General features: G+C 60.2%; 18 protein-coding genes. 11 read left to right on the top strand and 7 right to left on the bottom strand.

Annotated features, from left to right (window positions below; all coding sequences use genetic code 11):
* The 4 genes from LIY45_RS06325 (at position 1) to queC (ending at position 2,656) form a co-directional block, all read left to right on the top strand.
* A complete protein-coding gene (locus tag LIY45_RS06325) occupies positions 1 to 627 on the top strand; it encodes a cytochrome o ubiquinol oxidase subunit III (RefSeq protein WP_008435616.1) in 627 nt (208 codons plus the stop codon).
* On the top strand, positions 627 to 962 hold the full coding sequence (gene cyoD / locus LIY45_RS06320; RefSeq protein ID WP_003216374.1) for a cytochrome o ubiquinol oxidase subunit IV: 336 nt from the start codon (positions 627 to 629) through the stop codon (positions 960 to 962). Before LIY45_RS06325 ends, cyoD begins: the two co-directional genes overlap by 1 nt.
* A gap of 11 nt (positions 963 to 973) precedes the next feature.
* Positions 974 to 1,861, top strand: a complete 888-nt coding sequence (gene cyoE, locus LIY45_RS06315) for a heme o synthase (RefSeq protein ID WP_017480052.1) — start codon at positions 974 to 976, stop codon at positions 1,859 to 1,861.
* Between the two features lie 102 nt (positions 1,862 to 1,963).
* Positions 1,964 to 2,656: a 7-cyano-7-deazaguanine synthase QueC gene (gene queC / locus LIY45_RS06310; RefSeq protein WP_226475698.1), complete on the top strand. Its 693-nt coding sequence runs from the start codon at positions 1,964 to 1,966 to the stop codon at positions 2,654 to 2,656.
* 112 nt (positions 2,657 to 2,768) lie between these two features.
* Here queC and LIY45_RS06305 read toward each other — a convergent pair whose 3' ends face one another.
* Together LIY45_RS06305 and LIY45_RS06300 are read right to left on the bottom strand one after the other, a co-directional pair.
* Positions 2,769 to 3,665 (bottom strand): queuosine precursor transporter, encoded by an 897-nt coding sequence (locus tag LIY45_RS06305; protein ID WP_226475697.1) that lies wholly within the window; start codon positions 3,663 to 3,665, stop codon positions 2,769 to 2,771.
* A complete protein-coding gene (locus tag LIY45_RS06300) occupies positions 3,652 to 4,257 on the bottom strand; it encodes a helix-turn-helix transcriptional regulator (RefSeq protein ID WP_226475696.1) in 606 nt (201 codons plus the stop codon). Before LIY45_RS06300 ends, LIY45_RS06305 begins: the two co-directional genes overlap by 14 nt.
* Before the next feature lie 277 nt (positions 4,258 to 4,534).
* Here LIY45_RS06300 and LIY45_RS06295 point away from each other — a divergent pair, with 277 nt between their 5' ends.
* From LIY45_RS06295 to LIY45_RS06270, 6 genes are all read left to right on the top strand, one after another.
* Entirely contained in the window at positions 4,535 to 5,890 is a 1,356-nt protein-coding gene (locus LIY45_RS06295; protein ID WP_226475695.1) for a serine hydroxymethyltransferase, read from the top strand.
* Positions 5,891 to 6,146: 256 nt separating this feature from the next.
* Positions 6,147 to 6,683: a sorbitol dehydrogenase family protein gene (locus tag LIY45_RS06290; protein WP_226475694.1), complete on the top strand. Its 537-nt coding sequence runs from the start codon at positions 6,147 to 6,149 to the stop codon at positions 6,681 to 6,683.
* Between the two features lie 14 nt (positions 6,684 to 6,697).
* Entirely contained in the window at positions 6,698 to 8,287 is a 1,590-nt protein-coding gene (locus LIY45_RS06285) for a GMC family oxidoreductase (RefSeq protein WP_167662841.1), read from the top strand.
* Positions 8,288 to 8,290: 3 nt separating this feature from the next.
* Positions 8,291 to 9,733 carry a c-type cytochrome gene (locus tag LIY45_RS06280; RefSeq protein WP_226475693.1) on the top strand — a complete coding sequence of 481 codons (1,443 nt, stop codon included), beginning with the start codon at positions 8,291 to 8,293 and terminating at the stop codon, positions 9,731 to 9,733.
* A gap of 141 nt (positions 9,734 to 9,874) precedes the next feature.
* Positions 9,875 to 10,219, top strand: a complete 345-nt coding sequence (locus LIY45_RS06275) for a toxin (protein WP_226475728.1) — start codon at positions 9,875 to 9,877, stop codon at positions 10,217 to 10,219.
* Positions 10,216 to 10,530 carry a helix-turn-helix domain-containing protein gene (locus tag LIY45_RS06270; RefSeq protein ID WP_017480061.1) on the top strand — a complete coding sequence of 105 codons (315 nt, stop codon included), beginning with the start codon at positions 10,216 to 10,218 and terminating at the stop codon, positions 10,528 to 10,530. The genes LIY45_RS06275 and LIY45_RS06270 overlap by 4 nt, the downstream gene beginning before the upstream one ends.
* Before the next feature lie 172 nt (positions 10,531 to 10,702).
* On the opposite strand, the gene LIY45_RS06265 is transcribed toward LIY45_RS06270, so the two are convergent.
* From LIY45_RS06265 to LIY45_RS06250, 4 genes are all read right to left on the bottom strand, one after another.
* Positions 10,703 to 11,401, bottom strand: coding sequence for a hypothetical protein (locus tag LIY45_RS06265; protein ID WP_017480062.1), 699 nt, complete (start codon positions 11,399 to 11,401; stop codon positions 10,703 to 10,705).
* 73 nt (positions 11,402 to 11,474) lie between these two features.
* A complete protein-coding gene (locus LIY45_RS06260; protein WP_226475692.1) occupies positions 11,475 to 11,972 on the bottom strand; it encodes a hypothetical protein in 498 nt (165 codons plus the stop codon).
* Positions 11,973 to 12,041: 69 nt separating this feature from the next.
* Complete coding sequence (locus LIY45_RS06255) at positions 12,042 to 12,527, bottom strand: GNAT family N-acetyltransferase (protein WP_226475691.1); 486 nt, start codon at positions 12,525 to 12,527, stop codon at positions 12,042 to 12,044.
* Positions 12,528 to 12,566: 39 nt separating this feature from the next.
* Positions 12,567 to 13,769, bottom strand: coding sequence for an aminotransferase class I/II-fold pyridoxal phosphate-dependent enzyme (locus tag LIY45_RS06250; RefSeq protein WP_226475690.1), 1,203 nt, complete (start codon positions 13,767 to 13,769; stop codon positions 12,567 to 12,569).
* A gap of 223 nt (positions 13,770 to 13,992) precedes the next feature.
* On the opposite strand from LIY45_RS06250, the gene LIY45_RS06245 reads away from it, so the two are divergent.
* Positions 13,993 to 16,017 carry a c-type cytochrome gene (locus LIY45_RS06245; RefSeq protein WP_226475689.1) on the top strand — a complete coding sequence of 675 codons (2,025 nt, stop codon included), beginning with the start codon at positions 13,993 to 13,995 and terminating at the stop codon, positions 16,015 to 16,017.
* 149 nt (positions 16,018 to 16,166) lie between these two features.
* Here LIY45_RS06245 and LIY45_RS06240 read toward each other — a convergent pair whose 3' ends face one another.
* On the bottom strand, positions 16,167 to 18,185 hold the full coding sequence (locus LIY45_RS06240) for a TonB-dependent receptor (protein ID WP_226475688.1): 2,019 nt from the start codon (positions 18,183 to 18,185) through the stop codon (positions 16,167 to 16,169).
* Positions 18,186 to 18,319 lie beyond the last annotated feature (134 nt).

Below are 18,319 nucleotides of genomic sequence, written 5' to 3'. Positions count from 1 at the left end.
ATGTCGAACTTAGTGACCAATGCTGGACACGCCCATGTCGATGACCATGGGCACGATGACCATCACCACGACTCGGGGCCAATGACCGTCTTCGGTTTCTGGCTCTACCTGATGACCGACTGCATTTTGTTTGCGTCGATCTTCGCGGTGTACGCGGTACTGGTAAACAACGTAGCGGGTGGCCCGTCGGGCCACGACATCTTCGAACTGCCTTACGTGCTCGGCGAAACCGCCTTGCTGTTGTTCAGCTCGATCACCTACGGCTTCGCCATGCTGGCCTTCTACAAGGGCAGCAAGAAAGGCGTCCTGAGCTGGTTGGCACTGACCTTCCTGTTCGGCCTGGGCTTCATCGGCATGGAGGTCAACGAGTTCCACCTGCTGATCTCCGAAGGTTACGGCCCGCACCGTAGCGGCTTCCTGTCGGCGTTCTTCACGCTGGTAGGCACCCACGGTCTGCACGTGACTGCCGGTCTGATCTGGATGGCGACCATGATGTATCAGGTCAACAAGCATGGCCTGACCAACACCAACAAGACGCGCCTGAGCTGCCTGAGCCTGTTCTGGCACTTCCTGGACGTGGTCTGGATCTGCGTCTTCACCGTTGTCTACCTGATGGGGACTCTGTAATGGCTAATGCACATTCCCATGACAGCCACGATGACAGCCACGGCAGCGTCAAGTCGTACGCCATTGGCTTCATCCTGTCGGTCATCCTGACGCTCATCCCGTTCGGCCTGGTGATGTACCCGACCTTGCCGAAGTCGATCACCTTGATGATCGTCCTGGCGTTCGCGGTGATTCAGGTCCTGGTTCACCTGGTGTACTTCCTGCACCTGGACCGCTCGAAGGCTCAGCGCGATAACGTGATTGCGTTCGTGTTCGCAGGCTTGGTGATCCTCCTGCTGGTTGGCCTGTCGGTATGGATCATGTTCAGCATCCATACGTTCATGATGGCGAAGTGAGGTAAGACCCGATGTCGCTTAAGCACTTTATCCAAATCACCAAACCGGGGATCATTTTCGGTAACGTGCTTTCTGTGGCAGGCGGTTTCTTCCTGGCCTCCAAGGGGCATGTCGATCTGGCCATTTTCCTGGCAGCGATGATCGGCACGTCCCTGGTGGTAGCTTCCGGTTGTGTATTCAACAACTGCATCGACCGCGATATCGACATCAAGATGGAACGCACCAAGAATCGTGTGCTGGTCCAGGGCCTTATCTCCCTGAAGCTGGCACTGATCTTCGCGACCGTTTTGGGTATCGCCGGCGTGGTGTTGTTGTACAAGGTGGCCAACCCGCTGGCGGCGCTGTTTGCCGTGATCGGCTTTGTCATCTACGTCGGCTTCTACAGCCTGTACCTCAAGCGCAAGTCGGTTCACGGCACGCTGGTGGGCAGTCTGTCGGGGGCGATGCCGCCGGTGATTGGTTATGTGGCTGTGACCAATAGCTTCGACATGGCCGCGCTGGTGCTGCTGGTGATGTTCAGCCTGTGGCAGATGCCGCACTCCTATGCCATCGCGATCTTCCGCTTCAACGACTACCTGGCTGCCTCGATTCCGGTTCTGCCGGTCAAGCGTGGCATCAAGGTCGCCAAGAAACACATCCTGCTCTACATCCTGGCCTTCCTCGTGGCGACCTTGATGTTGACCTTCAGTGGCTACGCCGGCATGAGCTACCTCGCCGTTGCCGCCGCCATGGGCATGTACTGGTTGTACATGGCCTGGACCGGCTACAAGGCGGTGGATGACACCGTCTGGGCACGCAAGCTGTTCGTCTTCTCGATCTTCACCATCACCGCCTTGAGCGTGATGATGTCCCTGGATTTCCAGGTGCCGAAAGAGTTGCTGCTGACGTACGCTCACTGAGTGATCAAGCAGTAAAAAACCCCGCCTTCGAAAGAAGCGCGGGGTTTTTTATTGAGGGGCCTTTAAACTATGCCAAATCTTACAAATGCAGGAAGCAGCGTGATGAGTAAAAAAGCCGTTATCGTATTCAGTGGTGGGCAGGACTCGACAACCTGCCTGATCCAGGCACTGCCGCTGTATGACGAAGTGCATTGCATTACCTTCGATTATGGCCAGCGTCATGTGGCGGAAATCGAAGTCGCACAGAAGCTCGCAAAACAGCTGGGTGCCACCGTTCACAAGGTGATGGACGTGTCCCTGTTGAACGAGCTGGCCATCAGCAGCCTGACCCGCGACAACATTCCGGTACCCACGGTAAACAGCTCAGGCGAGAGTTTGCCGAGCACCTTCGTGCCGGGCAGGAACATTCTGTTTTTGACCCTGGCGGCGATCTACGCCTATCAGGTCAAGGCGGAAACAGTGATCACCGGCGTGTGTGAAACCGACTTCTCCGGCTATCCCGATTGCCGTGACGAGTTCGTCAAGGCACTGAATAAAGCGCTTCAGTTGGGCATGGAATACGACGTGCGCCTTGAAACGCCGCTGATGTGGCTGAACAAGGCCGAGACCTGGGCCCTGGCGGACGATCACCACCAGCTGGACTTGATCCGCAACCAGACCCTGACCTGCTACAACGGCATTATTGGCACGGGCTGCGGCAACTGTGATGCGTGCAACCTTCGTGCGCGGGGCCTGAACGACTACCTGGAAAACAAGGCCGCCGTCATGCAGAGCCTGAAAAGCAAACTGGCGTGATGTAGATCGTTCCCACGCTCCGCGTGGGAATGCATCCCGTGACGCTCCGCGTCACAAAGGCGGACGCGGAGCGTCCAACGCGGCATTCCCACGCAGAGCGTGGGAACGATCATCAGCTGGCGTGCGGTTGGGTCTGGTTATCACCCGTGATGTAGCGCTTGAACAGCGAGCGGGCGCCATAGGCGGGCAGGATATTGAAGAAGGCAAAGCAGACTTTGATCGCGATCTGCACGTAGATCATGTTCAGGATGTCGCTGGTCTGCATCGCGCCGTAGAACGCGATGAAGCAGAACAGGAAGCTGTCGATAATCACCGCGAAGAACGTACTCAGGAAAATCCGCAGGAACAGGTACCTGGAATTGGTCAGCTCCTTGATCTTGCACAGCAGGTACGAGTTGATGTTCTCCGACACCAGGAACGAGACCGAGGACGCGATCAACACCGACGACACCTGGATGATCACGTCGTTATACGGCCCGTCGAGCTTCCAGCCGGGCAAGCCGGGGAGGAAGGTCGAGCCGTAGAGCAGGATGATGATCATCGCGTTACTGGCAAACGCAAACAGGATGGCCCGTCTCGCCAGTCGCAGGCCGAACTGCTCGTTGAGCAAGTCCACAATCAGAAACGTCAGCGGGTAGAGAAACGTGCCCGGTGTGACGATGATGCCCAGTGACTCCAGGTAGATAGGTTTGGTCGCGGCAATGCTGGTGAAGATATAGAACGTAAAGAGCAGCAGGTTCAGGATGATATAAATCATCCATGAGTTCTCGTTACGGTCGTTGATGTCGTAGGCGGTGAGCGCGCCGCCCTGTGAATAGAACTTCTTGTACATGTTCTTGACTTCCATTTTGTTTAAATTGTCCATGATTTCGCTGTTCAGCACTTCGCTCAGCTTGATCCGAATGATCTTGCCCGTGGCGATCACCATAATCACCGCCAGGCTTTTATCATTTTCAAAACCCAGCAATTTATATTTGCTGTTCTCGACTTCGTGCTCATACGTTGTCATTGAAGCGCTCCTCGATGATATCTCCCACCACACAGATACGATCCGAGCTGACACACGCTTCATCCGTGATAAATAGTTTTTTGCCGAGCCTGTCGTACACCAACTTTTCCTTGTCGTCGCTCGACGTGCCTTTCTGCACGATCAACAAATCCCCCGGCTCGTTGACGCCGGCAATGGCATGCTCCAGCAACACCGCAATCAAGTTGTAGGAAGTGCCGAAGTAGTAGGTCAGCGGGTACAGCGTGGCGAGTTCGCCAATGCGCTTGTCCATGCACGCGATCACCAGGCTTTCCTTGATGATCGGCACGGCGGCAGGGTTCATATTGCCCTGGGGGGAAATACTGCTGTCGATGATCTCTTTTTCTTCAAAGTTGAGGGTCTCGATTTCTTCATAGGACACGCCAAAGAAATCCGAGATCTTGCGGATGGTGGACTGCTGTACGTTGACGACCTTGCCTTCCAGAATGTTGTAGATCGTGGTTCTGGTCAGGCCGGCCGCGCTGCACAACGACAGCTGCGTCTCTCCGCGGCTTTTGATCAGGTATTTGATATTGCTCTTCAAATACTCGGTGCGTTCTTTTCTATGAATCAAATGCCCACCACTTCCTTATGTTTTACACAGAGCGTCCATGTTTCGCTGGGGTGCGTGCTTCGCCGCGGCGCGAAGTGTTGCATGCGCCCGCCGCAAGAATAAAGACCGTGATCAGTTTTTTGGCGACTGGGCAGCATTCAGGCTTGGCAGAGCGGGTGCTGTCCCCTGTGCTCGGTCAAAAAGAATCATTTAATTTGGAAAATGTTCATTTTTCTGCTTAATTGCCCTGCGCCCAACGGAAAGGCGAACGGGATTTTCAGGGAAGGAACACACGACTATGACAGTCAACACGCAACCACTTACCCACCAAGCCGGCCTGCTGCAACGAGGGCTGGCGGATCTACGTGCAGAAGACGCAGAGCTGGCGGGGCTACTGGATGCGGAAGTCACGCGCCAACACCAGACCCTCTCACTGGCCGCTTCGTCCTGTGCCGTGAAACCGCACATCCTGGCGGCGTCCGCCTCGCTGCTGGTCAATGTGACCGCCGAGGGCGCCCTTGGCTGGCGTCATCATGCCGGGTGCGAGAACGCCGACCGGGTTGAAGCCCTGGCTATCCGCCGAGCGCGTGAGCTGTTCGGTGCGCACTACGCCGGCGTGCAATCACACTCGGGGTCGACCGCCAACTACCAGGTGCTGGCGGCCTTGCTGGAGCCGGGAGATACCGTGCTCGGCATGGCCACCGATCACGGCGGGCACTTCAGCCATGGCAGCCCTGTGGCGTTTACCGGGGCGTACTACAAGGCGCTCAGGTACGGCACCACTTCCAAGGGCCTGATCGACTACGACCAGGTGCGCACGCTGGCGCTGGCCCACCGCCCGCGTGTGATTATCTGCGGCGCGACGGCCTACTCGCACGTCATCGATTTCGAACGGTTCCGCAGGATTGCCGACGAAGCCGGGTCGATCCTGCTGGCGGACATTTCGAGCATCGCCGGCCTGGTCGCCACCGGGCGCCATCCGAGCCCGATCGATGCGGCCCACGTCACCACGCTGTGCACTCACAAGCAACTGGGTGGCCCGCGTGGCGGCCTGATCCTTTCCGGTCGCGATGCTGAAACCAAGGTGCCAGGCCTTAAGACCACCTTCAGTCGACTCCTCGATCAAGCCGTGTTCCCACGGATGCAGGGCGCGCCGGCCTTCAACATGATCGCGGCAAAAGCGGCGGCGTTCGGCTACGCCATGTCAGCAGATTTCGACGCCTGGATGGCGCGGGTTCGCACGACGGCCGACGAGCTGGCCAACGCATTTCAGGCCTGTGACTACGAGGTGGTGGGCGGACGCAGTGAAAACCACTCGGTGCTGATCCGCTTGCGTGGCGGCATCACCGGCTCCATCGCCCAGGCGGCGCTGGAGCAGTGCGGCATCATCGTGGATAAGCACCGTGCACCGGGGGAGACTCGACCGTCATTTGTCGCTGGCGGGTTGTGTATCGGCACCGGCTCCCTGGCGCAACGCCACCTGGACGCCCACGGATGCCGCCAGGTGGTTGATCTGGTGTGCCGAATCCTCGACGCGGTCACGCCCCTCAACGAGCATAAGTTCACCCTGGATCCCGATGCCCGGGAATCCCTGCGTTTGCAGGCCCAAACCTTGTGCGCGAGGTATCCACTTGCGGATTACCTGCACGACTGAGCAAACATCCAAATGGATGTTTCATGTTAGTGCGGGATGAATTGCTGTACGGTGTTTAAGCGGCTGTTATAGACGGTCGCGTTATTGCTCATCTCCATAATTAACAAGCTGCATGACAGCTTGGCGTTCTCCTGGCAGTTATAAAAAGGGCTCTTAAAGTCCGTTCAACCTCCGTGAACGAAGTACTCAGCCTTTTGCAGTGAAGTCGAACTTGGCCCGTGCGCCGATAGTGGTTCGACTCATGAGGAGATATCCCGTGATAACCCGAAGAAAACTCCTGTATTCAGGCGCAGCCTTGACCGGTGCCGGCCTGTTTGCCCCGCTGTGGGCCGGTGTTGCGTTGGCGCAGGAAGTCACCAGCGCCGCCAGCGACGACGTTGAATCCTTCCGCCAATTGTCGATGTTCCTCCTCGAACGCCCGAGCGTGGATGCCACCTTGTCCTTGCGCATCCTGGCCCAGTGCACCCAGAACGACCCCGAGTTCCCGCAGAAGATGAAAGCCTTGTGGAGCAAGGTGGGCCAACATCACTTGCGTAGTGTCGGCCAGTTGTCCGGCAGCCCGTTCTATCGCGACCCGGTGGTCAAGGATACGACGCAGAAAATCGTCTCCGCCTGGTACCTGGGCTACACCGGCACGCCGGTGTCCCTGCGCGCCACCGACGGCACGCGGCTGGTGACCTTCACCGGCGCGCTGGCCTATCAGCCGACCGCGGACGCCACGGTGATCCCGACGTACTCCCGGGGAAAAACCAATTATTGGGTTAATCCTCCGGCCACGCTGGCCAACGACTAAGACAAGGCACTTTTATGAATCAGGATTTTGACGCCGATGTCATCGTGGTTGGCTCCGGCGCATTAGGCAGTAACGCAGCCTTTGAATTGGCCAAACTCGGCAAGTCAGTGATTATTCTGGAAGCGGGTGAACATATTCCCCGCTGGAAGATCGTCGAGAACTTCCGTAATTCGTCGAACAAGGGCAATTACAACTCACCCTATCCCAATGAGCCGTGGGCCCATCATTCTTATGATGAGCAGTACATCGAGAACACCGGTTCTTTCGAGTTCCGCCCCGGTATGTTGAAACTGGTGGGCGGTACCACCTGGCACTGGGCGGCGGCGTGCTGGCGTTATTTGCCCAACGATATGAAGCTCAAGACGCTCTACGGCGTAGGTCGCGACTGGCCCCTGGAATACAGCGAGCTGGAACCCTATTACGTACGTGCGGAAATTGCCCTGGGCGTGTGCGGCAGTGACACCCAGGACCAGAGCGGGCAGGGCGGCGGCGCTTTCCCACCGCGCTCAAGCCCCTATCCGATGGCGCCTGAAGGCGATACCTACCTGTTCCAGCGCCTGCGTGAACGCATGGCCCCGGCCGGTTATCACTTTATCCATGAGCCCAATGGCCGTGCCACCGAACCCTACGACGGGCGCCCGGCGTGCAGCGGCAACAACAACTGCATGCCGGTCTGCCCCATCGGTGCCATGTACAGCGGCGATGTGCACGCCCGCCATGCGGAACAGGCCGGCGCCAAGCTGATCACTGACGCCACCGCCTACAAGCTGGAAAAAGGCGCGGACGACAAGATCGTCGCCATCCATTACCGCAGCTCCACCGGCGCCGATGTGCGGCTCACCGCCAAGTACTTCATCGTTGCCGCCCACGGTCTGGAAACCCCCAAGCTGCTGCTGATCTCCGAGGTGGCCAACTCCTCCGACCAGGTCGGTCGCAACCTGATGGACCACACTGGCCAAGGCCTGCAATTTATCGCCGACGAGCCGTTGTGGCCGGGACGCGGTGCGGTGCAGCAGGGCGGGATCTTCAATCGCCGTGACGGTGAGTTCCGCAAGGAACGGGCGTCGGTCAAACACTCGATCTCCAACAACGTGCCGAACATCGCCGTGGCCAAGCGCCTGATCGCCCAAGGCGTGTACGGCAAGGAGCTGGACGAGCGCATCCGCCATGACGCGGCGCGCTGGGTCGATGTCTCCACCGTCTACGAAACCCTGCCGCTTTCGACCAACACCGTGCGCCCGAGCCGCACCCGCAAGGACGCCCTGGGCATCCCGATGCTGGTGGTCAACTACGAGGTGGGCGACTACGTGAAGGCGGCCAAGGCCGGCGTTACCGAAGACTATGCGCACTTCGTGCAACTGATGGGCGGCACGGTGGTGGAAGACAACACCGGCTACCAGAACCGCGACCACCTGATGGGCACCGTGATCATGGGCGCCAACCCCAAGGACTCAGTGGTCAACCACGAGTGCCGCACCCACGACCACGCCAACCTGTTCCTCGCCACCACCGGGGTGATCCCGGCCTCCGGCACCATCAACCCGACCCTGGCCGGCGTGGCGCTGAGTATCCGTATGGCCGACATCATTGCGCGGGAGGTCTAGGTCATGGGATTGCTTAAATTTCCGCTGCTGGCCTTGCTGCTCACCGCCTTGCCGGTGTTTGCCGCTGAAGACACCGATGCGCTGATCGAGAAGGGCGCCTATGTCGCCCGTGCCGGCGATTGCGAAGCCTGTCACCGCACCGCCGAAAACGGTGGCGCGCCGCTGGCCGGCGGGTATGTGATCGACTCGCCCATGGGCAAGATCATTTCCAGCAACATCACCCCGTCCAAAGCCTACGGCATCGGCGACTACACCGAGCAGCAACTGGCGGACGCCTTGCGCAAAGGCATCAACGCCAAGGGCCAGCACCTGTACCCGGCGATGCCCTACACCTCCTATCAGGGCATGAGTGATGACGACATCCACGCCTTGTACGTGTACCTGCAACAGGGCGTCAAAGCCGTGGACCAGCCGGTACCGGAAACGCACCTGGCGTTCCCGTTCAACATCCGCCAACTGATGTTCGGCTGGAACCTGGTGTTCCTCGACAGCCAGGGTTTTGTGCCCAAGCCCGGCGCCACCGAACAGGTCAGCCGTGGCCAATACCTGGTGGACAACCTCGCCCACTGCGGCGCCTGCCACACCCCACGTAATGACTTGATGGCCGAGGACAACGGCCAGTACCTGGCCGGCGCCAAACTGGGTGGCTGGGTCGCGCCCAACATCACCTCCGACAAGGTCAGTGGCCTGGGGGACTGGAGCGAGGACGACCTGGTCAACTTCCTGAAAAACGGTCACCTCGCCGACAAGGCCCAAGCGGCGGGCGGCATGGCCGAAGCCGTGGAAAACAGCTTCCGCTTCCTCAGCGACAGCGACCTGCACGCCATGGCTGCCTACCTGCACAGCGTGCCGCCGATCCGCGATCCCGGGCAGACCGAGCGGGTGGTGCGCGACGTCAAGCCGGTGGACATGAGCACCCTGGAAACCGGCCAGGGCGATCAGGCGTCATTGGCTGACGCCACCGGCCTGGATGGCGCACGCCTCTACAACTCGGCCTGCTCCAGCTGCCACGGCCGCGATGGCCAGGGCTCGGCGGACAAGTTCTACCCGTCCCTGAGCCTCAACACCGCGCTCAACGGCAACCAGGCCAACAACCTGGTGATGGCGATCATCGCGGGCATCGACCGTAAAGGTGCCGACGGCGCAGTGAACATGCCGGCCCTGGGGGGCGACCTGAACGATGCGCAAATTGCCGCCATCGCCAACTACAGCCTGCAAACCTTCGGCAACCCGGCGCTGAGCGTCAGTTCCCAAGAAGTGACGAGCCTGCGTCGCGGTGGGGACGCGCCATTGTTGATCACGGCGATGCCGTATCTGCTGTGGGGCGGTGGCCTGGCAGTGTTGGTGCTGGTCATCGTGCTGGTGCTGTGGCGGCGTCACCACAAACACTTGCGGGAAGTGGAGGCCAAGCGGATCGCGTTGAACCGGCGTTTTCATTCCAACTAGCCAGAAACGCAAAAGCCCCGCCTTCGGTATGAAGTGCGGGGCTTTTACTTCGATAGGCCTCCGCGAGGACGCCGGTGCAGTTCGTCAGAAAGATAATTTCCGGTTTGTAAAAGTATAGGCAATTTGCCTACACTTTGCCGCGTGAGATCTATTTTCTTCGAAACCTCGTCCTTTACTGCCACCGTAGGCAATTACCTAACGGACGATGAGTATCGAGCTCTCCAAAACGAGATGCAGTTGAACCCATCTGCGGGCGATGTAATGCCCCGTACAGGTGGGTTTCGAAAAATGAGATGGTCTGATGGAAAGCGAGGAAAAGGTAAGCGAGGTGGCCTACGTGTCATCTACTATTGGCTTACCCATGATGGCCATTTTTGGATGTTTGCAATATACAACAAGGACGAACTTGAAAATTTGACTGCCGACCAAGAGAAGGCACTTAAGAAGGCCATAGAGGCCGAGTTGAAAGCACGAGGTACCCCATGAAAAAGCGCGATCTGTTTGCAGAGTTGATGCAGGGCGTTAGCGAAATGGCCGCACAGCGCGAAGGCAAGATTACCCTTCGGCAAAGCACTATTGAAGATAAGCCCGCCCCTGAGGTCTCCGCCCAGGAAATTGTGGCACTGCGGGATAAGCTGCATATGTCACAGTCTGTATTCGCCAGAAGCATACGGACTAGCCCCGGTACGTTGAAGAACTGGGAACAAGACAAGTCAAAGCCCAATGCCCAGGCAGCACTCCTGATCAGACTGGTGGAAAAATTCCCGGATATGGTTGATCGTCTTTCTGCTGTGTGATGGTTACAAGAAAAAGCCCCGCCTTCTAATGAAGGCGGGGCTTTTTCATGCCTCAAATCTTATGTAGCAGCTGTCGAGCTTAAGCGAGGCTGCGTCAGGCGCGACGCGATGCCTGTGTCTGGCGCGATTGCTATGTTGCTGCCATCGCAGCCTCGCTGGCGCTCGACAGCTTCTACGCGATGCTGTAGCCATCAAATGCGGTTTGCTGCTGCAATGCAGTAATGATGCTTTTACGCGTCAGTGGCTGCTCGGCGCCCGAGTTATCCACAAAGGTTTCAACCTCAAGTTCCGCCTCATCACCTTCACCGACAAAGGTAAAGCCGAGGAATTCAAACGCCTCACGGTCCACGTTCGGCTTGGAGCGCGGCGAACGCATCGGCAGGGTGACGCTGATGCCGTCCTTGCTGATGGCGAACACTTCCATTTCCTTCTTCGGGCGGGAAGCCTTGCCTTTGCCGGTGCTCGGGTTGCTGATGGCCTGGTGGGTCTGGTTCAGCACCTTGAGGGCCAGGCCGTAGACCAGTTCCTGGAACTCCGGGTCGTCCTTGAAGCTGGACAGGATGCGGCTGATGGAGAACTTGGTGTTCAGGTCTTCCAGGGCGGCGTTGTCGGCGGCTTCGGCGTCCTTGAGCTGCTTGAGCTCGCCCATCAGGTCGTAGGCCTTGTCGTCGTCGAAGGCATCGTGGGCCTGGCGGATGGCCACGCGCAGCTCGCGGATCTGGTCGCTTTCCTTGGAGGTGTGGAACGCGTCCAGCACCATTTCACTGATGGTCTTGGCCGCCGGCACGTGCTGTGAAAGATTGATGGCGTTTTCGTATTCAGCTTTGGACTGCAAGGCGACTACGGATTCTTCGGTGCGGGAATCAGACATTGAAATTTCACTACTTCAGTAAACGGGGAGACGGGAAAAGCGTCGCGCATTTTCAGCGGGGAGGGGGATCAGGTCAAGGCAGCACAATGCCCTCATCGCGGTTGAATGACGCCAACGCCCGCTGCAGCTTGATCGCCCGTCCGCAAAACAGCCCAACGGTAAAACCCGAAGCCCCGCCCGCCAGGGCCAGCATTGGCGCGGTGCTCGACAGCAACGGATGCACGGCGTGCTGGTAACCGAGGTAATACTTCACGGCGAAGAACAGTTGGGAGATCAGCAGGATTTTCCAGGTGCCGGGCAGCACCAGCGTGTTGCCATCGAGGCGTGCACCCTTGGCCGCGAACATCGCCATCGCCAACAGGCTGCCCACCGCCGCACCGCCCAGCCAGCAGCCGATCGACAGCGTTGAATGCTCAATGGACAGCAGCGACCAGATCACCAGCACCACCGGCAGGATCATCAGTGACCGGTGGTTTTCGCGGCTGCCGCGGGTGGCTTTGATCCCGTACCAGCAGATCCATAGATAAACGGCGTACACCCAAAGGGGCGTGCCCTGAAGAATGTCGAGCATGGTCAGCGTCCGTGCCTGATGAAGTTGGGCGTCGATATTCGCCGGGCTGCGCGTGGTCTGTCCATCGATTTAACCGAGGCGCTTGCCCATTTCGAAGGCGCGTTTTTCGTAGCCCAATTCCTCGTACAGCCGTTGCGCCGGTTCGTTGAAGGCCCAGACGGTCAGGCGCAAATCCCCGGCGCCCTGGCGGATGGCCCAGCGTTCGGCGAGCGCCATCAGTTCACGGCCAATGCCCTGGCCACGCTGGGCCTCCAGCACGCAGATCGAGCCGATCCGCGCGACGCGCAGCGGTTGCAGCAAGGGGCTTGCGGTCTCGATGATTTGCGCGGTGATAAACCCCACGCCCGCGCCCTGCAGCTCGGCAAGAAACACCGCCTGAACCCGGCTGGTCAGGCAGGGCCGCCAATGGGACTGGTCGCGCTCCACCTGATCGGTGGCGTCACGGTAGATATCGGGCCGTTCCTGGTAGTGCAGGCGGTTCAGCGGCTGGCCCAGCACGCACAGGGTGTGCAGGTCATCCAGGTGCGCCTGGCGATAGGTCAATCCTTGAGACATGGCAGTCCTTCGAACGGGGCAAAGGGCGTGTTATGCCCGTTATCGGCGATCACGTAAAGGCGCGGCGTTGGCCCCAAGCCCTTCGACGAAACCGGCAATGCGTCGGCAAGCCTCCCTGAGGGTGTCATCGGCGACAGTAAACGAAACCCGCACAAACCCTTCGGCGCTGGGGCCAAAGGCTTGGGCGTCAAGCACCGATACGCCGGTCTGGCGATACAGTTGCCAGGCGAACTCCCGGCCCGTGAGTCCGGTGCGGCGTACGTCCACCAGCATGAACATGCCCGCCTGGGGGACTCGGCAGTCCAGCTCGCGGATCGCGCTCAACTCGCTCACCACCAGGTCACGCCGGCGCCGATACACCGCGCGGGCATCGCTGACCACGGCCTCATCCAGCTCCAGTGCCTTGATCGCCGCCGCCTGGATAAACCCTGGCAGGCCGTAAATCATGCACAGCAGCAAGTTCTCCAGATGGCTGATCAACGTGGGCGGGCCCGCCACCCAGCCTACCCGCCAGCCAGTCATGGCGTGGCTTTTCGACAGGCTGTTGAGCACCACCGTCCGCTCGGCCATGCCGGGTAACGCGCTGATGCTCAGGTGTTGATCGTCATAGATGAGCTGCCCATACACTTCATCGCAAATCACCCACAGGTCATGTGCGCGTGCCACTTCGGCGACGGCTTCCAGCTCTTCGCGGCAGTAGACGTTGCCGGTGGGGTTGCACGGTGTAGCGAGGGCGATGCCTCGGGTCTTGTCGGTAATGGCCGCTTGCAGCGCGCTACGGGTCAGGCGAAAGCCATTGGCGGCCGGTTGCTCGACGGTTGTAATACGAGCCCCCGAGGCATGGACGCAGGCTTCGTAGGTCAGGTACATCGGCTCTGGCACCAGCACTTCATCGCCGTGGCTGAACAGGCACAAGCAGGCCGCGAACAGACCATTCTGCGCGCCGGCGACCAGGGCGATATTGTCGGCGTGCACCGCAATCCCTTGCAGCAGGCTCTGCCGTGCGGCGATGGCCTCCCGCAGTTTTGGGCGGCCGAGCACATGGGTGTAGTGGGTGTCGCCGGCGCGCAGGGCGTCGACGGCGGTTTCACAGATCGCGCTGTGTGTGGCGAAGTCCGGGTCGCCGACACTGAGCACAATCACGTCTTCGCCACGCAGTTGAGCTTCGGCGGCGGCGTAGTGAATATCCCAGGCACTGACGGATTCGCCGCCAATGCGCCCCACAAAGGGTGAATAACGCATCCTTGCTCTCCTCGCCGACATCGATGCCCGCGTCAATTAGTCGATTTGAGTTCCACTGTAGAACATGGCGCCTGATCCACATCAAGGGCCGTGCGCAAAAAATCCGCTACAACGAAGCTGGGGCTGACCATGCCCCGGTTATCTGCCTGATGACCCAATAAAAACGATTGCAGACCTGCGCCGAGGGGACCGCCCCACGCCGGGTTATTAAAGGAATAGTGCGATGATTTTTCCCCTGTCACGTCTGGGCCTTGTGGGGGTGGTGCTGTGCCTTTCCCTTCCCCTGCACGCCAACGAAGCCGACCCCTCGCTGATCGAACAGGGCAAATACGTTGCCCAACTGGGCGACTGCATCGCCTGCCACACCGCCAAGCAAGGCGCGCACATGGCCGGCGGGCTTGAACTGAGCACGCCAATGGGCACGATCTATTCGAGCAACATCACCCCCGACCGCGACACCGGCATCGGCCAGTACACCTTCGAGCAGTTCGACCGGGTGATGCGTGAAGGCGTGACGCCGGCCGGGCAGAACCTGTACCCGGCGATGCCGTACCCGTCCTACGCGAAGATGAGCGAAGGCGATATGCGCGCCCTGTTCGCCTACCTGATGCAGGGCGTGGACGCGGTGAACAAACCCAACCTGGACGCGGAGATGGGCTTCCCGTTCAACCAGCGCTGGGGCCTGGCGTTGTGGAACTTTGCGTTCCTCGACAAGCAGCCGTTCGTGGCTGACCCGGCGAAGGATGAAGTGCTTAACCGGGGCGCCTACCTGGTCCAGGGCCTGGGCCATTGCGGCTCTTGCCACACCCCGCGGGGTATCGCCTTCCAGGAGAAGGCCATGAGCGATGCCGGTCGTAGCGGCCGGCATTACCTGGCCGGGGAGACTGTCGAACACTGGCGCGCCTTGAGCCTGCGCAACCTGTGGACGGTGGACGACACCGTGCAATTGCTCAAGACCGGGCAGAACCGCTTTGCCACGGTCTCGGGCAACATGGCCGATGTGATTCATCACAGTACCCAGCATTTCACTGAGGCTGACTTGACGGCCATCGCGACCTATTTGAAATCCTTGCCACCGGGCAAGGATGACCTGCCGATGCCCGCCGTGGCCCAAGAACCTGCTGCACCGCCCAAGGACCTGTTCACCAGCCGTGGCGGCCTGGGTTACATGCAGTTTTGCAGTGATTGCCACCGCAGCGACGGCGGCGGGGTGAAAGGGCTGTTTCCGCAGTTGGCCGGCAACCCGGGCGTTGCCTCGAACAACCCGACTTCGTTGCTGCATATCACGCTGACGGGGTGGGAGACCGCTGAAACGGCGACCCATCCACGGGTCTACACCATGCCTGGGTTTGCCCGGTTGGCGGATCAGGAAATCGCTGAAATCCTCAGTTTCGTACGCAGCAGTTGGGGTAACGACGGCACGCCTATCAGTGCTGCCCAAGTGAAGAAAATGCGTGGTCAGCTCAACCCGGTCACCACCGATTCGTCAGCGTTCGAAACCCCGCGCCTGGCTGAGCTGTTGGCGGCGCCAAATGCCGATCAGGTGGTGCGCGGCATGCGCCTGCACCTGCAGACCAAGGAGCTGCTGCCGAACAACGTGGGCAATGCCTTGAACTGCACCAGTTGCCATCTCAACGCCGGCACTGTGGCGGATGGTTCGCCGTTTGTGGGTGTCTCGGCGTTCTTCCCGAGCTATGCGCCGCGTGCGGGCAAGGTAGTGAGCCTGGAGGAGCGGATCAACGGCTGCTTCCGGCGTTCGATGAATGGCAAGCCACTGCCGCCGGAATCGGCGGATATGCAGGCGATGGTGGCGTACTTCGACTGGATGAAAAACAACACCCAGCCCGAAGATAAAGTCGCCGGGCGTGGGGTGGGCAAGGTGGACCCTGCGATCAAGCCGGACCTGGAGAATGGCAAGCAGGTCTACGCCAGGCAGTGCGCGGTGTGCCATGGCGACAATGGCCAGGGGCTGATGCGGGCGGATGGCGAACGGGTGTACCCGCCGTTGTGGGGCGAGCAATCGTTCAATATCGGGGCGGGGATGGCGCGGCTGTACACGGCGGCGGCGTTCGTGAAACGCAACATGCCGATTGGCTTCCACGAGAAATTCCCGTTGGGGCAGGGCGGGTTGTCGGATCAGGAGGCGGTGGATGTGGCGGGGTACTTCTCCCAACAACCTCGTCCGGATTTCCCGGACAAGGTGAAGGACTGGCCGAAGGGGGGGAAGCCCGTGGATGCGCGGTACTAGTTAAGCGTTAACACCGGGACTGTAGCAAAGGTGCTTATTGTGGCGAGGGAGCTTGCTCCCGCTGGGCTGCGCAGCGGCCCCAAAATAGTGGGAGCGCTACGCACTCCAGCGGGAGCAAGCTCCCTCGCCACAGAGGTTTCAATCAGCTTTTAAAAGGTGGTACGCAGACCGACCTGCACACTCCGACCCGGTGCCGGAGCAATATCCCGCAGGATCGAGCTGGCATAGCGCACGGTCTGGTTGGTCAGGTTCTCGCCGTTGACGAACGCCAGCCACTGGCTGCCGCCCACATTGAAGCGGTAGCCAGCGCTGGCGCCCAGGGTGGTGTAGCCATCGGTGCCGCTGTCGTTGTCCGGCACCCGGCCTTGGCCCGCCGCGTGTTCAACGTCAATCCGCGCCTGCCAGCGATCCAGTTCCCACAACAGGCCGCTGTTCAAACGCAGCGGCGCAATCCGTGGCAACGCTTCACCCGTGTCCAGGTTGGTAGCGCGGGTGTAGTCGCCGGACAGTTCCAACGCGAACTTGCCGTAGGCACCTTCCCCCAGCTTGATGTGATCCTGGGCTTCAAACCCTGCGAAACGCGCACGCACGCCGGAGTATTTGTACTCAGGAATGCCGCCGGCATCTTCCTCGCCTTCGTCATTCAAGGTGCGACCGCTGCCCAGCAGGCCGATGTAGTTGGAGAAGTGGCTGTAGAACACGCCGAAGCTGCCCTTGTGGGTGCCGTTGTCGAAGCGCAGTGCCAGGTCGCTGGACACGGCCTTTTCTTTCGACAGGTTGGCGTCGCCCAGTTCATAGGTGCCGGTGGCGACGTGGGCGCCGTTGGCATACAGCTCGTAGAACGTCGGGGCGCGTTCGGTGTAGCCGAGGGTGGCGGCCAGGGACCAGATTGGCGTGAGGGTGTACACCGCGCCAGACGACAGGCTGCCGGCGGTGAAGTCGGCAGACTTGTTGGCATTGGCGAAGCGCGCGTTGCCTTTGCCGTCGGGGTCGACGTTGGTGTGTTCCAGGCGTCCACCGAGGCTCAGCTTGAGGCGCTCGGTGGCCTGCATTTCTTCGAGGATAAACAGCGCGCCGGCGTTGGTGTCGGTCTGCGGCACGAAGGCTTCTTCACCCAGGGCGGAGAATTCGTTGCGGCTGACCTGAGCGCCCACCACGCCGTTGAAGGGGCCGATCGGCAGGTGCCGCGCTTCAACCCGGGCTTCGTAGCCCTTGTTCTTGAAGGTGGTGCCGGTCTCGCCGCCTTCGATCTCCATGTGCTTGTAGTCGGTGTAGCCGGCGTCGAGTTTGACCGAGGTGAACGGGCCTTGCAGGTTGCGGATCTCGGACGCAAAGGCGTAGTGATCCTGCTTCATGCGGATGCGCACGTCCTGCTCGGCCGGGGACCCGTAGTTGCTGTCGTAGTTGCTGTAGGACAGCCCGGCGTAACCGTCGTCCCAGGTGTAGGAACCGCCGACCGAGCCGCCATCCTGGCGCCCGCTGCTGTTGCCCAGGCGGCCGTTCTTGCCTTCACCGTCTTCGCTTTCCGGCGCGTGGCGGCTGCGGGCGAAGCCGGGGATTTTCAGGTCGTTGAATTCCCGGGCACTGGCGTCCAGGTGCAAGGCGAAGGTGCCGTTGCCGGCTTCCAGTTTGCCGGCGCTGCTGCGGGTGGTGTCGGCGCCGCCGTAGCGCAACTCACCGGCACCATGGATGCCTTCGATGGCTTCGGTGGGGATGCGGTTGTCGAAGGTATTCACCACGCCGCCGATGGCACTGCCGCCATAGAGCAGGGCGGCCGGGCCGCGTACGATCTCGATGCGGTCGACGTTGACCGGGTCCAGCGGCACGGCGTGGTCATAGGACAGCGAGGAGGCATCCAGCGCGCCCACACCATTGCGCAGGACGCGAATGCGGTCGCCATCCTGGCCACGAATGATCGGCCGGCTGGCCCCCGGGCCGAAGTACGACGACGACACGCCGGGCTGCTTGTTCAGGGTTTCACCCAGGCTGCCTTTTTGTTGCAGGGTCAGGTCATCGCCTTCCAGCACGGTGGTGGGCGAGGCGAGGGTTTCGCTGCCCAGCGGGTTGCCGGTGATGACTTGGGGTTGCAGCTCCAGGGCGTTGGCCTGGGAGGTGATCAACAGGGCGGCGGCCAGCGGGGTGAGGCGCCAGAGAGAAGAGAGGGACATCGGTCGTTCCTTGGCAAACGGCAAAAAAAGAGAAGGCTGAAAACGGTAAGGGATTCGATACCCTTTGATAGTTGTTGTTACAATATAACATCACTTTTTTCCCTGCCAAGGGGAACTTTCTCAAACCCCGCTCC

Origin of the sequence: Pseudomonas sp. MWU16-30323 (assembly GCF_020515595.1) — a bacterium.
In the GTDB taxonomy this organism is placed as follows: domain Bacteria; phylum Pseudomonadota; class Gammaproteobacteria; order Pseudomonadales; family Pseudomonadaceae; genus Aquipseudomonas; species Aquipseudomonas yamanorum.
This window is presented reverse-complemented; position numbering and strand designations above follow the sequence as displayed.